This is a genomic window from Streptomyces sp. NBC_01320, from assembly GCF_035974375.1.
Taxonomy (GTDB): domain Bacteria; phylum Actinomycetota; class Actinomycetes; order Streptomycetales; family Streptomycetaceae; genus Streptomyces; species Streptomyces yanii.
In genome coordinates this window covers 5,845,013-5,859,061 of sequence record NZ_CP108390.1, presented here as the reverse complement: position 1 = coordinate 5,859,061, position 14,049 = coordinate 5,845,013, and the positions used below count along the sequence as shown (strand labels likewise).

13 protein-coding genes are annotated in these 14,049 nt (G+C 67.4%); 8 read left to right on the top strand and 5 right to left on the bottom strand.

Translation table 11 applies throughout. The features are described from left to right. Positions 1-9: 9 nt before the first annotated feature. On the bottom strand, positions 10-855 hold the full coding sequence (locus OG395_RS26675; protein WP_327245192.1) for a helix-turn-helix domain-containing protein: 846 nt from the start codon (positions 853-855) through the stop codon (positions 10-12). Positions 856-1,059: 204 nt separating this feature from the next. Here OG395_RS26675 and OG395_RS26670 point away from each other — a divergent pair, with 204 nt between their 5' ends. Next, positions 1,060-1,536 carry an ATP-binding protein gene (locus OG395_RS26670; RefSeq protein WP_327245191.1) on the top strand — a complete coding sequence of 159 codons (477 nt, stop codon included), beginning with the start codon at positions 1,060-1,062 and terminating at the stop codon, positions 1,534-1,536. Positions 1,537-1,549: 13 nt separating this feature from the next. Here the strand turns inward: OG395_RS26670 and OG395_RS26665 are convergent, their stop codons facing one another. From OG395_RS26665 to OG395_RS26650, 4 genes are all read right to left on the bottom strand, one after another. Then, positions 1,550-2,056, bottom strand: coding sequence for a GNAT family N-acetyltransferase (locus OG395_RS26665; protein WP_327245190.1), 507 nt, complete (start codon positions 2,054-2,056; stop codon positions 1,550-1,552). A 215-nt stretch (positions 2,057-2,271) separates the two neighbouring features. Beyond that, a complete protein-coding gene (locus OG395_RS26660) occupies positions 2,272-3,336 on the bottom strand; it encodes a type III polyketide synthase (RefSeq protein ID WP_327249469.1) in 1,065 nt (354 codons plus the stop codon). Positions 3,337-4,078: 742 nt separating this feature from the next. After that, the gene (locus OG395_RS26655) at positions 4,079-5,284 is read right to left on the bottom strand and encodes a cytochrome P450 (protein ID WP_327245189.1); all 1,206 of its coding nucleotides are present in this window, start codon (positions 5,282-5,284) and stop codon (positions 4,079-4,081) included. Between the two features lie 272 nt (positions 5,285-5,556). Continuing rightward, positions 5,557-6,576 (bottom strand): DUF1259 domain-containing protein, encoded by a 1,020-nt coding sequence (locus OG395_RS26650; RefSeq protein ID WP_327245188.1) that lies wholly within the window; start codon positions 6,574-6,576, stop codon positions 5,557-5,559. 215 nt (positions 6,577-6,791) lie between these two features. On the opposite strand from OG395_RS26650, the gene OG395_RS26645 reads away from it, so the two are divergent. From OG395_RS26645 to OG395_RS26620, 7 genes are all read left to right on the top strand, one after another. Next, a complete protein-coding gene (locus OG395_RS26645) occupies positions 6,792-7,586 on the top strand; it encodes a hypothetical protein (protein ID WP_327249468.1) in 795 nt (264 codons plus the stop codon). Between the two features lie 27 nt (positions 7,587-7,613). Next, on the top strand, positions 7,614-8,270 hold the full coding sequence (locus OG395_RS58450; protein WP_442818771.1) for an SgcJ/EcaC family oxidoreductase: 657 nt from the start codon (positions 7,614-7,616) through the stop codon (positions 8,268-8,270). Continuing rightward, a complete protein-coding gene (locus tag OG395_RS26640; RefSeq protein WP_327245187.1) occupies positions 8,176-8,580 on the top strand; it encodes a hypothetical protein in 405 nt (134 codons plus the stop codon). The genes OG395_RS58450 and OG395_RS26640 overlap by 95 nt, the downstream gene beginning before the upstream one ends. Further along, positions 8,577-10,367, top strand: coding sequence for an alpha/beta hydrolase (locus OG395_RS26635; protein WP_327245186.1), 1,791 nt, complete (start codon positions 8,577-8,579; stop codon positions 10,365-10,367). Before OG395_RS26640 ends, OG395_RS26635 begins: the two co-directional genes overlap by 4 nt. Beyond that, positions 10,364-10,906, top strand: a complete 543-nt coding sequence (locus tag OG395_RS26630) for a hypothetical protein (protein ID WP_442818605.1) — start codon at positions 10,364-10,366, stop codon at positions 10,904-10,906. Before OG395_RS26635 ends, OG395_RS26630 begins: the two co-directional genes overlap by 4 nt. A 244-nt stretch (positions 10,907-11,150) precedes the next feature. Next, positions 11,151-13,484, top strand: coding sequence for an alpha/beta hydrolase (locus OG395_RS26625; protein WP_327249466.1), 2,334 nt, complete (start codon positions 11,151-11,153; stop codon positions 13,482-13,484). Further along, positions 13,481-14,047 carry a hypothetical protein gene (locus tag OG395_RS26620; protein WP_327245185.1) on the top strand — a complete coding sequence of 189 codons (567 nt, stop codon included), beginning with the start codon at positions 13,481-13,483 and terminating at the stop codon, positions 14,045-14,047. Before OG395_RS26625 ends, OG395_RS26620 begins: the two co-directional genes overlap by 4 nt. The last annotated feature ends 2 nt before the right edge of the window (positions 14,048-14,049 follow it).

Genomic DNA, 14,049 nt, shown 5'->3' with positions numbered 1-14,049 from the left:
TGGGTTCCTTCACAGGCTGCGGGCGATGTTGTGGATGAAGTCTCGGGACTCGTCGCGGTTGAGTGCGGTGAATTCCATGCGACCGAGGAGTACGCGGTACTTCTCCAGCTGAGCCTCGGCGTCGAGGAAGACGGGCCCATGTGACTGATCCAGATTGACGGTGTCGAGCTGCGGCACGGGCCCGAGGAAGTAATAGATCGACTGTCCGGACCCGGCGTAGGTTCCTGCGGAGAACGGGATCACCTGAAGGCTGATGTTCTCGCGCTCGCTGATGTCGAGCAGGTGCCGGAGCTGGCGACCGGTCACCTCTGGGCCGCCGAACTGCATTCGCAGCGCGGCTTCGTGGATGACCGCCTGGTGCGGCGTCGGCGATTCCCGGAACAGGACTGCCTGTCGCTTGATGCGGAATGAGATGCGGTGCTCGACGTCGGGTGGTGACAGCTCCGGTACGTCCTGGCGGAAAACTTCGCGCGCGTATTCAGCGGTCTGCAGGAGGCCGGGAATGTGGACGGTAACGGCTGTACGGAGCCGCTGTGCATGGTGCTCGACCTCGGCCAGATCGAGCAGTGGGGCGGGCAGGATCTCCCTGTACTCCTCCCACCAGCCGCGCGAACGGTCGCCGGTCATGGCGCTCAGCGCGGCGACGAGGTCCCTGTCCGGGCAGTCGTAGTGGCAGGCCAGGGTGCGAACCCGTTCCGGGCTCACGCCGACGCGGCCTGCTTCCATGTTGCTGATCTGGTTCTGCTTCACGCCCAGCAGCTGACCGGCCTGCGTGGCGGTGAGACCCGCGCGCTCGCGGAGTTTGCGCAACTCCCCACCGAAACGGAGTTGACGACCCGTCGGACGTGTTCTCACCGGTGTGTTCGCCTCCTTGAGCGGCCGGTCACCCACACGGGTGTCAGTTTACGGATTCCTCGAGAATCGGTTAACACGTTAGCCGGAGGTCGCTACGTTGGTGCTCAGGCCACCCGCCCGGAAGTACCCCGCTCGACGGAGCGGCCTCGTCACCGGGCAACCAGATGCGCGAGATCCAACATCCCTCCGTGATCGGAGACTTCCATGGTCCTGGCCACCGTAACGCCGCCCTGGGCGTACACCCTCCAACTTCCGCAAGATCCCCGCGCTCCGGGCATTGCCCGAGCCACCCTCCGCTCCGTACTCCGCGTGCACGGCATGGGGGATCTCATCGACACCGCCGAACTGTTGGCGAGCGAGCTCGTCACCAACGCGTACCGGTACTCCTCCGGGCCGTACTCACTCCGGCTGCGCGACGCCGGGCGGCACCGGATCAGGCTCAGTGTCTGGGACACCAACCCGGACATCCCGCCACCGTTCCAGGGCGGCGGGAAGGCGCCAGCGTCGCTTGCCGAGTGTGGTCGGGGGCTGCATCTCATCACCCTGTGGGCCGACAGCTGGGGCGCGTACCCCCTGCGCGGCGGGCTGCCGGGGCACGGCGGGAAGCTGCTCTGGGTGGAGTGCGCGTGGAGACCGGAAGAGGCCCTGCTGGGCCGCGTCTCACCGGGAGAATCGCCCTGAGCCGTTGCGTCGGTCACGGGGCGGTGTCTTCAAGCACTTCCCCCAGATCCCGTACGTAGCGAAGGCCCGGGCGGCCGTCGAGCCGGACCTCGCCGGTGGGTATGAATCCGGTCCTGGCCAGTACGGCTCGTGACCCGGCGTTGTCGAGGGTCGTGGCGGCCCGCAGCGCCGTCAGACCGTACTCCGCGGCGGCACGGGCGCAGATCTCACGGACGGCGGCCGTAGCCAGTCCTTGTCCGGCGCTCTTCTCGGCGATCCGATATCCGAGCTCGGCCGTGCCGTCCGCCACGTCGACCAGGTTGACTCGCCCCAGCACCGCACCGCTGCTGTTCACCAGCACATGGAAGAAGTGCAGCCCCGAAGCCTGTTCCGCGAGCAGGTCGTGGTGGCGCGCATCGAAGTGAGCGAAGTAGTTGTCGCCACGATCGGGGACCGACGCGGCGAAATAGGTTCGGTTCTCCTGCTCGAACGCAAGAAGAGCCGGGGCATGGTCGAGACGAAGACGCTGCAGTTCAGCCATGCAGGGATGGTACTGAGCCCAATGCGTGATGCCGGGTGCGCTGGACGCGGGATCTGTCGGGTGACCCTGCGGGCCGGGAGCCCGGGCGCGCACCTCATGGGGCCGGCCCCGGTCCTCAAGCTGCGGAGGGCGCTTGAGGTCCGGGGCCGGGTGGTGGTGTGGTTGCGGGCTTCCCGGTCAGGTTGCCCGGCGCGCACGCCATGCTGTGGTGCTGCTCAGCCCACTGTCTCGGGCTCCGAGGTCCACGTTCCCAGGGAGATCTCGGCGGTGATGCCCGGCCCGAAGCCGGCCATGATGCCGCGCTGGCCGTGCAGGGTCGACGCCTCATCGAACATGCGGGCCAGGGCGTCGAGTACCACCGCGCTGGCGATGTTGCCGTATTCGGTGAGCGTGGCTCGGCTGAAGCGGAACGCTTCGGGCGGCACATCGAGGAAGCGGCTCAGGTCGTCCAGGATGCGTGGACCGCCGGCGTGGATGATGTAGAAGTCCAGCTTGCTGGCGTTCCACTGGTGCTGTTCCGCGAGGGAGCTCAGGGCCGGGGCAAGGGGCTCCATGGTTCCGGGCACGCGCTTGTCGAGCTGGAAGTGGAAGCCCGTGGACCGGACCGCGTAGGAAATCCATTCCTCGGTGTCCGGGATGATGTACGACCCGTTGAGTTCCAGACGGATTCCGGTGCCTCCGCTGCCCCGTACGACGACGGCGGCTATCCCGTCGCCGAACAGACCGTTGGACAGCAGGGACCCCACGCCCAGATCGGTGGGCTGATAGCACAGCGAGCAGAACTCGCAAGCGATGACGAGAACGTTGGCGTCGGGGTATGCCGTGCAGAAGTCGTGGGCCCGGTTGACGGCCGCGCCTCCCGCTGCACAGCCCAGTTGGGCGATCGGCATCTGTCGAGTCTGCGGCCGGAAGCCCATCGTGTTGATGAGCCACGCGGTCGGCGGAGGCATCATGAAGCCGGTGCAGGAGACGTAGATGATCAAGTCTATCTGCGACGGCTCGAGTTCCGCCTGGTCCAGCGCCTGGCGGACAACAGCCGGAACGCGGGCCTTGGTCTGCGCCTCGTAGATTTCGCTGCGCGCATCGAACCCCGGGTGCTGCAGCACCTTTTCGATCGGCTGGATCAGATGCCGCTTCTGAACCCCGGTGTGTTCGATCAGACGGAGGACCAGATCGAGCTGCGGATGGTCGCCGTGCAGCCGTTGTGCCAGTTCGAGGGTTTCGTCGTTGGTGATGACGTACTCGGGAACTGCGATTGCGGGCTTGCAGAGTACCGCCATGGATCTCCTCCTAGCGGACGATGAACCACACGGCCGAGCCCTGACCGGATGCGGGGGCAGGTGTCGGCCGACGGTAGCCACTGCGGCACCGTGCGTGGAGCGGCGCGGGACAGACCTTTTGGTCGCGGCGCCGAATTCCATGCCCCTGGGATGGGCATGGACGGGCCGATCGACGAATGCGCTGAATTCTCACCGTATGGGCAGCTGAATATCGGTCGCACCTTTGATCGGCCCTGGAGATCACGCTACGACAGGCGGATGGGGGTCGCACGTCGGACGGAACGCGCTGTGCGGGAGCCCGGGATTGTCCTGGGATTTTGCCCCCCTGAGGGCCAATACGGCACTGACCACCTTGTTTGTCCTCGGCCACGGCGGGTGGACCGCCCGTGGCCGGCCCTGCCCGGCGCGTGCACGACAAAGGGGCCGCCTCAGGCCGGGAGACGCACCGCTGCGGGCGACGGTCACCGATCCCGTGGACCGGTGATCACCGGGTGGAGCGGGCCGCCCCGTGCCGTCGCAAGGTGCGAGCCGCGAAGCCGGGCACGGGCCGCCCTGCCGCCCGGACGGCATCGATTCACCCGCTCGGCGGCGCCCGGGCTGCGCGCGACAGCCCGGGCTTTTCCGCGTTACGGCGGGACCCGGGCCGGAGCGTGGTGGGTCTGCATGGGCGCCGCCTCAGCGGTGGCCCTGACCGCGTACTGCGGTTGTACGAAGAGCCTGGTGCCTTACTGGGGTAACGACATCACCAGGCGACGGGCAGTGCGAGCGGATAACGCCAGATCGATGTCTTGTTCCAGGCCACTTCTTCGGCCGGCGTTGCCAGCCGAAGGTCAGGGAAGCGTTTCAGGAGGGTTCCGAGTGCGACGTGGAGCTCCGTGGCGGCGAGCGGGGCGCCGAGACAGTGGTGACCACCCCAGCCGAAGGTCATGTGGGACGGACCAGTGCGTTCCAGATCCAGCTCGTCAGGCCGGTCGAACTTCCGGCCGTCCCGGTTGGCCGTCAGGTAGGAGACGTGCACGATGTCTCCCGCTCGGATCTTCACCCCGCTCAGTTCCACGTCCTCGGTGGCGACGCGGGGAATGCCGACGCCCTTGCGGAAGGGGATGAAGCGCAGCAGTTCCTCGATGGCCTGCGGGAGCATCTCGGGGCGGGCGCGCAGCATGGCCAGCTCCTTGGGACGAGTGAGCAGGGTGTATGCGATGTTCCCGATCTCGTACGTGGTGGTGTCCTGGCCGGTGATGAGCAGGACCATGGCCATGACGGTCAGTTCTTGATCGTTGAGGAGCTCGTCCCCGTCGCGGGCGGCGGCCAGCGCGCTGATCAGGTCATCGCCCGGGTTCTCGCGCCGGTGTGCCGTCAGCTTCGCGAAGTAGGCGCGGAGATCGGCCTTGGCGCGGACCGCGTTCTCCCGGTTGTCGATACCGACGTCCATCATGGTCCGCGCGTGGGCGCGCAGTTGCGCGTGGTCGCCCTCGGGGATGTCGAGGACCTCGCAGATGGTGGTCAGGGGCAGGGGGGCCGCGAGGTGCTCGAAGAGGTCGGCAGGGGAACCGTGCTCCTCCATCCGGTCCAGCAGCTCATCGACGACATGCTGGGTACGGACCCGCATGCGTTCCATGTGGCGCGGTGCGAAACCCTTGGAGATCAGGCTGCGCAGGCGGCTGCTGGCCGGCGGGTCCATCACATTGATCGCCTCGTCCTGAACGATGGGTTCAGGGGTCATCCGCGGGAAGTTCCGGCCGATGATGGCGCTGCGGCTGAATCGTCGGTCGGTGGTCACCGTGCGTACGTCGTCGTAGCCGGTGACGAGCCATGCTTCCCCGTCGCCGTGGGGCAGCTGGATGCGGGCAACGGGTTCTTCGTTCTGCAGCTGCTTGAGCAGCGGATCGAATTCGAGGGCCTCGGCATAGTCGAATGGACAGTTCCGCGGCGTGGAGACTGGTTCCATACGGAGCTCCAGATATCGGATCTGACGGTTGATTCGGAACGTACTGGGATGAACAGGTCATCAGTACCCGATCGTCTTCCGAGGCACGCGCCGCTCCGGGGCAATTGGGCCATTGGAATTGACCGCCCCGGTGATGCGTAGGAGTGCCCGGCCCGCGGAAGGGGCGGGGCCGGGCGTGCCGGTGCCGCGCGAATGGTGCTCTGTCGGTGCCGCGGACGCCCAAGGGCCCGGGAACGGGTACCCGAGGGCAACCCGCTCCCCACCCCTCTTTCTCAGCTGGTCGGCACGACGTTGGTGGCATCCACTGCGGGGCGCAGCCCTCGGGCGAGCTCGACGGCGTCGCCCACGGCCCAGAAATGGGTGAAGAACAGGCGAGGGTTTTCCGTCAAGTGGTGGTTGTGCAGCTCGACGAGCTTGATCCCGCCGCGCCGCAGGGCCCCCAGTACGTTCTGGACCTCCTCGGCGAGCATGACGCAGTCGCCGCTGAGCGCGGCCCTGCCGCCCCCCAGCGGCTGGAAGATGAACGCACTGGTCGATCCCAGACCGGGAGGCAGTACCAGGTGGCCGTCGCAGATCGTCTCGCGGCGGGCGAAGACGACCTTGTAGACCACGCCATCGCGGGAACCCTTGGCGCCCAGCGCGGCCTCGATTGCGGCAATGTCGAGGTCGTTGGGGACCGGCGGGCCGGTCGGTACTGCCGGCGGGGTCCCGGTGAGGTCGAATCCCGCGCGCAGGCCGCGCGCCAGGGCCACTGCGTCGTGGCCGTGTCCGTGGACGTGGGTCCACCAGATGTCGGGTGATTGGCCGAGCAGATGCTTGTGGAGCGCGGTCTGCGCGATCCCGTGCGCCTGAAAGACGTCGGTCACCTGCTGCAGTTCGTGCTCGGTGACTGCTACATCGCCCATGCACATCGTGCTGCCGTCGGCGTAACGGACGAAGGCCACGTGCGTGCCCAGGGCGAGCGCCGGTGCGATGGCGATGCCGTCGGAGACCACGTGAAGATCCCCGCGGGGGAAGGGTGTGTGGTAGGTCGTTCCCCGCAGCATGTTGCCTCTGCGGCCCAGCGTGTATGCGACGTCCGCCCAGTCCGCCTCGGTGGTGGTCACCGGTTTGACGCGCCGGTGCCTCCGGTCCCCGGGCATCCCGGTCATTCCGGCCGGCACGGGTTCGGCGGCGGCCGCCCCTGCCCCGGCTCCGGCCAGCATCGGTGCGAGCGCCGCTGCGGCCAGCACGCGCCGCCGCGACGTCATCACCTGTGTGCGCGTGTCCCGCTGTCGATCTTCAGCCATCATCTGATCGCCTCCATGGCGAGATGAAACCATGCGAAACCATAAGAAAGCGGATGCTTCGTCATGAGGCGGGTCTGGATGGACCAAGCGTGTGGTGCACGCTCCGGCCAACGGGACGCACGAGCGTCCGAGACGCGGCTCGTATCCCGGTGGGCCTGTGGGGATACGGCATTGGGCGGTCCTGTCATGACCGGTGGAAATGGCAGTCTTGGATCGTGATGATCTCCGGATACGAGGACGACCCGCTGGTCGCTGGTGAGGGACTTCTCTCGCGGCCCGCCTTCTGGGCCGCGTACCTCATGTGGATGTGCGAGACGGACGACGAGGACGGTGAGCCCGCCGCCGAGTGGTTCGGTGCGGATGAAGCCGATGTCGACGCGGCCTACGCGGAGTTGGTGGACGAGGGGCAGTGGCCGGTGTTCCGGGTTCCGTTCGGCGGCGGGCACAGCGCGGTGGTGGTGAACCGCAACTTCCCCGAGGACGAGGGCACGGAGTACTTCGTCACCCATCCGGAATGGGGACGGCGGCATGGCGCTCTCGCCACACTGGACGGGCATCAGGCAGGCCCCGGTCTCTCCTGGCGGGAACTGGTCCATATCGCGAACAGCGTGCCGTCCGACGCGCACGACCCGGGGATCCATGATCCGTACGCCCGGTTGCTGTTGCTGTTGCCCGCGCTCGGCGACGAGGACCTGCCGGCAGACGCGGTGGAGAGAGTGAGCCAGGCGTTGGTCAGCGTGGCCGGTGCGCCCGCGGGCGAGGCGACGCATGTGGCGCAGCGGCTTCTGCTGGACCATCCGCTGTGGGAGCCGGCCCGATGGGAGATACCCGGGCCGTCGCCGCTCAGCGGGGGTGGCGCGCCGTTGTGCGACGGGATCCTTCAGTGCGACGGCTACCTGAGCCCCCGGTACGGGATGCGGCTTGCCCAGGGGATCACTGCGGAGCAGAGCGAGCGGCTGGCCCGGGCGCTGGGGACATGGTCCGCGGGAGGGCCTGCACCGGGTTCTCGATGAGGTGGGTGCAGGCCATCGACTTCACACCTGGTTCTGCCTGGTCGGCACCTTCTTCACCTCAACGCGGCTTGGACCGACAACGACGCGGACGCCTTCGCGGCGCTGTACACGCAGGATGTGACCTCGGTGCTGCCCGGTTCGTGCAGCGACGGAAAAGAAGCGATCCCTGCGCGGATGGCAGCCGGATTCGCGGGACCGCTCGAGAGCTCGACCGTTGTCGACGAGGTGCGGAGCGTTCGGTTCATCGGCGAGGACGCCGCCGTGGTGACCAGCCGCAGCGGAATCCTGTCGGCGGGCAAGTCCACGGTCCCCCGCCGACCGCTTCGTACTCGCCACATGGGTCCTGGCAAAGGCGGCCGGCCAGGGGGCGGGGGAAGGCTGGCTGGTCGCCGGATACCACAACTGCCCAGCAGGCAACGCCTGATCGCACGCCCTCCGGCGGCCCACCGATCGGGTGAAATCCCGCTGGGGGCGGGGCGGGGCTTCGGCCTTGCAATTCAGGGCCGAATGCCCGCCCCGAGGGCAGACGCGCATGGCATGTCGGGTGCGCCGACTTTGGGACAGTGCCGCTCCACGATCAAGGAGCGGGGTGAGCGGCGTGTCCGTGGTGAGCCGGCAGAGGCTGAGCGATCTGGGCGGGGCGGGCGGGGCTGGTGGCGGTGCGGGTGGTGGTGGCGGGGATGAGCTGAAGCACAGCGACGGCCCCTGGTTGCAGGCCGCCGGGGGAGCCGAGTCGCTGCATACGTTGCTGGGGCCGGTAAGGACCGAGCTGGAGACCGCGCACGAAGGGGTCGTGACGGGGACCGTCGGGCTGGAGGCACTGGCCGAACTCGGCGCCGTACGAGAGTCGTGGCAGCGACGGATCGAAGCCGCGCGCGGCGAGTGCGGGAGCCTCGCCGGGAAACTGCGCGCCGTCGCACGGGCCCAGGGCGTCACGAACGAGACCGTGAGGTCGTCCTTCGCACGGGTCGCGTCGCGGACCGGTGGGCAATGACCTCGAAGATCACGTGGGCCCAACTGCGCGACGTGAACTGCGCCGAGCTGGAAAACGCGGCCGACGGATGGGGCCGGGCCAGCAACTTGGCCGACGCCGGCCGGGACCGCATCGACAAGCAGCTGCTGAACGGGTTGCGCGGGACGCAGCAGGGCGAGGCGGCCGACGCGGCCGTCGGGCGGCTGCGGCAACTCAGCCGGAACTTCCAGTACGTGTACACGGAGTGCGGTCTGCTCCGCACCACGCTGAACAGCATGGCCCACGAAATCAAGGGTCAGCAAAGGGCGTTGCAGGAAGCGCTGGACGACGCGGAAGCCCTGAAATTCACCGTGCACCCGGACGGGTCGGTGACCTACCCGGAGGCCGGCGAGGGGCTGATCGACGGCAAGCCGCTGCCGGGCGGGACGGCGACCGGAGGAGGAGTGCCGGGGCTGCTGTCGCCCTCGGGACTCGTCGCCCCCAACCCGAACGTGGCCAAGGCGCAGGACATCGCCGACCGGGTGGCCAAGGCCCTGCGGACAGCGGCCGACATCGACTGGCGGTACACGCGGATCCTGCGGAAGCTGAAGGCCGAGGAGGGCCTGAAGGTCCCCGACTCGACCTGGACGGACGCGGCGACGGACGCGGCAGCGGTACGGAACGCGGCGGGCGCCTACCTGAACGAAGCCATCCCGCACGACGCGAGCCCGGCCGAACGCAAGTCGTGGTGGGCCGGGCTGACACAGGAACAGCGCGAGGAGTACCTCGCGGTGTACCCGGACCAGATCGGCAACCTGGACGGAATCCCGGCGGTCGTACGGGACGCCGCCAATCGGGACAATCTGCAACTGCTCATCGGAAAGCTGGAAGGGCAGGAGGGGGACAGGGCGGAGACGCAGTTGGCGGGGTTGCGTGAGATTGACCGGCAGCTGCATGACGGCCGGAAGCCGCCGATGTTTCTGCTCGGGATTGGGGACGAGGGGAATGGGCGGGCGATTGTCTCTTACGGGAATCCGGATACGGCTCGGAACGTGTCTGCTTATGTGCCGGGCTTGAATACATCGCTGGATGAGGACTTCGCTAAGGGGGACCTTAAGCGTGCTCGTGACACGGCGATCGGCACCATTGAGCAAGAAGCTGCCAGTGCGGCAATCGTCTGGCTTGGTTATGACGCGCCGCAGACACCGGATGGGCTCGGGAGTCTGGCAGTAATGGGCAACGACAGGGCCGAGAAAGGTGGACATGCGTTCAATGGTTTCATGAGCGGCCTTGTGGCTACGAACGAGAATGAGAACCCACACCTGACGGCCATTGGGCACTCTTACGGTTCGCGCACGGTAGGTGCTGCCACACAACAAGGTAACGGAATCCCTGGCGTGGACGACATCATTTTGGTCGGCAGTCCCGGGGTCGGAGTGGACCACGCTGAGGACCTTGGGGTCGGAAAAGATCACGTCTTTGTCGGGGCGGCTGAGAATGACGTGGTGACCAAGCTGCCTTCCAAGCAGCAGGTAGCTGTCGGTGTTGTGGGATTGATCGCTGGAGGACCATCCACTGCCTATGTGGCCGGTGATCTCGCCGATCCGGGGGATGACGACCTCTGGTTCGGCAAGGACCCGGCGAGTGAAGCGTTTGGCGCGAGGCGTTTTCCCGTGGATGAGGGTCCGGAGTTGATCAGCGGGAAAGGCATCTCGATCGATGCACACTCTCAGTACTTCGACCCGGAAAGGGATGCGGTGTCGGCGAAAAGCATCACCCTGGTCGCTGCGGGACGCTCTGAAAAACTCAAGATCGAGGAGTACCGATGAGGCTTCGTTTCTTAGCTGCGGCAGCGGGACTGTTGGTTTCTGTGTCGATCTCAGGCTGCGTAAATGATGAGAAGAGGGAAGATGTGAACATGCAAGAGGCGGCCGACCGTGCTGACGGCATCCTTGACGCTGTGTTGAAAACGATTGAGCCGGAAGTTCAGTGGGCGCATGGTCCGACCACCACGGGAAGCTGTGATGTGACTCGAAGGCGCGCGGTTATGACGATTGTGTCGGCCGAGCGTCGCGGTAGTTTTCTGGGCGTGGTGGATCGCTTCTGGCGTAAGAGCGGCTACCGAATCAAGGCAATCAACAATGACTTGGATGTCCCCGCCATCTTTGCCCAGACGCGGGACGGCTTCGGCGTCACCCTCAGCATCGGCGGCAAGGGGCAAGCCTTCTTCGAAGTCGACAGTCCCTGCGTGAAGGAATCCGAGGTGGCCGAGTCCACCACCCCGCCCAACGGTCCCGCCTACGAGAACGTCTATCCCCTTCCCCGCCCCAACGTGCACTCCGACTTCTGGTCCGCCGGGGCAACCTGACGTCACATCAGGACAAGGTGACCTGAACCTCCGGACGTACCACGCACTTTGAGTCCCGCATTGGGCCCTGGGGCCCATGCCCCGCCCGGTGCCGGTGTGGTCGCATACGTGGAGTGGCGGCTTAGTCACTGCTCACTGCACCCACTCACCAGGTAGGGGACTCGCCGTGTCTGGCATACGAGGATTAGCGGTTCCGGGTGGCGTCGACGCGGATGCTGTCGTGGCCCATCCGGGCAGGCAGCCCCTGCCGAGCGCGCTGCAAGCAGTGCTGATCCTCGTCCGGGTGCTCTTCGTGGTCACAGTCGTGGGCGCGATCGACGTGCTGTCGGTGGCGTCCTCGGTCGATGCGGTGGACGGCCGACTGCTGGGGATGCTGCTGTACGCGGTGTTGCCGGGCACCGCCGGATTCGTGCTGTCGCTGTACGTCCGGACCGGCGGCGTGTGGATCCGGCGTGGACTTCTCGCCGTCCATGTCTGGCTCGCGCTCGGTGCGCTGGCGACGTTGAGCGGGGACGGTGGCAGGCAAGGCGTGCCCCAACTGGTGGTGCCTGTCGTCGTCGTTGGCCTGCTTCTTCGTCGGAGTCTACGCGCGTGGTTCGATCTGGATCCTGAACAGCGCGCCGCGCAGAGGCCGTTCATTCTCACGCGGGTGATCAGGGCCCGTCGTGACCGTGGCCAGACCGCGATGGAGTACCTCGGCGCGGTCCTGGTGGTCGTGGCCCTTGTCGGTGCGCTCATGGCGACGCAGGTCGGCGGGCAGCTGACCGGTGAGATCCGGAGTGCGATCTGCCAGCTGACCGGTAGCGCCTGCCCGGCGGCGGGCGGTGGCGTCGTGGCCGGCCATGGCACCGATGGCGGTGGTGATGCCTCTGGCGGTGGCGGTACGGAGTCCGGCGGTGTGGACTCCGGGGGGTCGACCGTGGCCGGAGGGACTTCCTCGTCCGGTGGGTCGGGCGCATCCGGGGGGACGGACTCGGGAGGCTCCGCTGCATCCGGTGGGTCGGACTCCGGTGGATCGGACTCCGGCGGTTCCGTCGCGTCGGGTGGTTCGGACTCGGGTGGCGCGGATGCCTCGGGCGGGTCCACCGCGTCCGGCGGAGACGGCGGCAGCGCCACCCAGGCCGCCCAGGGTGGCGACGGTTCGAGCGCCGTCGGTCACGCATCGGACGGCAGCTTCTTCACCGGGCTCGTCGGCGACGGTCTCTGGGGCGATGTCAGCGGTGCCGCGGACGCCGTCCTCCACCCCGTCACGAACGGCAGGAACCTCGGCAACGAGGTCGCCCAGTACGCGCAGAACGCAAGCAACAAGTGGTCCCAGGGCGACCGCGCCGGTGCGGCGGGGGAGCTGATCAAGGGGGCCACCGGGGTCGGTGGCGTCGGCGCCGGGCTGCCCGGTTCGGGCTCCCGTGTCGGGGCGGCCGTGCAGGCGGACCAGCGCGACTATCTGAACGCCCGCATCCCGCGCAACGGCACTGCTGCCGGGCGCAAGGCGTGGTGGGACGGGCTCACGCAGGACCAGCGTGACCAGTACCTCGCCCTTTCCCCGGATCAGATCGGCAGCCTCGACGGGATCCCGGCGGCGACCAGGGACGCTGCCAACCGGAAGAACCTGACTCAGCTGATCGGGAAGCTGTCGGGGCAGGACGACGCGAAGTCGCAGAAGCAGCTCGCCGGACTGCGGGAGATCGAGCGGCAGTTGAAGGAGAACGGTAAGCAGCCGCCGATGTACCTGCTCGGTATATCGGACGAGGGAAACGGCCGGGCGATCGTCTCGTTCGGGAATCCGGACACGTCGAAGAACGTGTCGGCGTATGTGCCCGGGCTGAACACCTCTCTGGACGAGGAATTCGCGAAGAACGATCTCAAGCGGGCTCGCGACACGGCTATCGGTGCCCAGGGGTACGACCAGTCCAGTGCGGCGATCGTCTGGCTCGGCTACGACGCGCCGCAGACACCGGACGGGCTGAGCAGTTTGGCGGTCATGGGTACGGGGCGGGCGGAGAAGGGCGGCGTGGCGTACAACGACTTCATGAGCGGGCTGGTCGCCACCAACCAGAACAAGGATCCGCATCTGACGGCCATCGGGCACTCGTACGGTTCGCGGACCGTGGGAGCCGCTGCGCAGCATGTCGGCGGAATCCCGGGGGTCGACGACATCATTCTGGTCGGCAGCCCGGGGGTGGGCGTGGATCAGGCCGTGGATCTCGGGGTCGGTGCCGGACACGTCTTCGTCGGCGCCGCGGCGAACGACCCGGTGACCAAGCTCCCGTCCAAGCTGCAGTCCGCCGTGGGTGTGCTGGGGATGCTGGCCTTCGGCCCTGCTGGTGCATACTTCGCCGGGGATCTGGCCGACCCGGGGGACGACGATCTCTGGTTCGGCAAGGATCCGGCGAGCAAGGCGTTCGGCGCCAGGCGCTTCCCTGTGGGCGACGGGCCACCGGTGGTCAGTGGCTCCGGCCTGAGCTTCGATGCCCACTCTCTCTACTTCGATCCGGTCAGGGACGCCGTCTCGGCGGACAGCATCGCCCTGATCGTGTCGGGACATGCCGACAGGCTCAAGATGGAGGCACAGCGATGAAGCGACGGTTCCAGATCGTTGCGGTGGCCCTGGTCCTCGGCTTCTCCCTGTCCGCGTGCGGGAGCGACCACCGGGTACAAGGGGACGTCGGAGGGAAGAAGGGGCGCATGGACATGCAGCAGGCCGCCGAGCGGTCCGACGGCATGCTCGACGCGGTGCTGAAGGCCATTGATCCCGAGGTGCAGTGGGCGCACGGGCCGACGACTGCGGGGACGTGCGATGTGACCCGCAGGCGCACCGTGATGACCATCGTGTCGGCGTCGCGCCGGGCGGATTTCCTGGATCAGGTGGAGACGTTCTGGCGGAGGAGCGATTACCGGATCAAGGCGATCAACAATGACACGGAGTTCCCGGCCGTCTATGCCCAGACGGACGCAGGGTTCGGTATCAGTGTCAGCTTCCGCGGAAAGGGGCAGGCGTTCTTCGAGGCGGACAGTCCCTGCGTGAAGGAGTCGAAGGTCGCCGATTCCACGTCCAGGCCGAACGGTCCGGCGTACGAGGGTGTCTACCCCCTGCCGCGTCCCAACGTGCACTCCGACTACTGGTCCGGCGAGGCGTCCTGAAG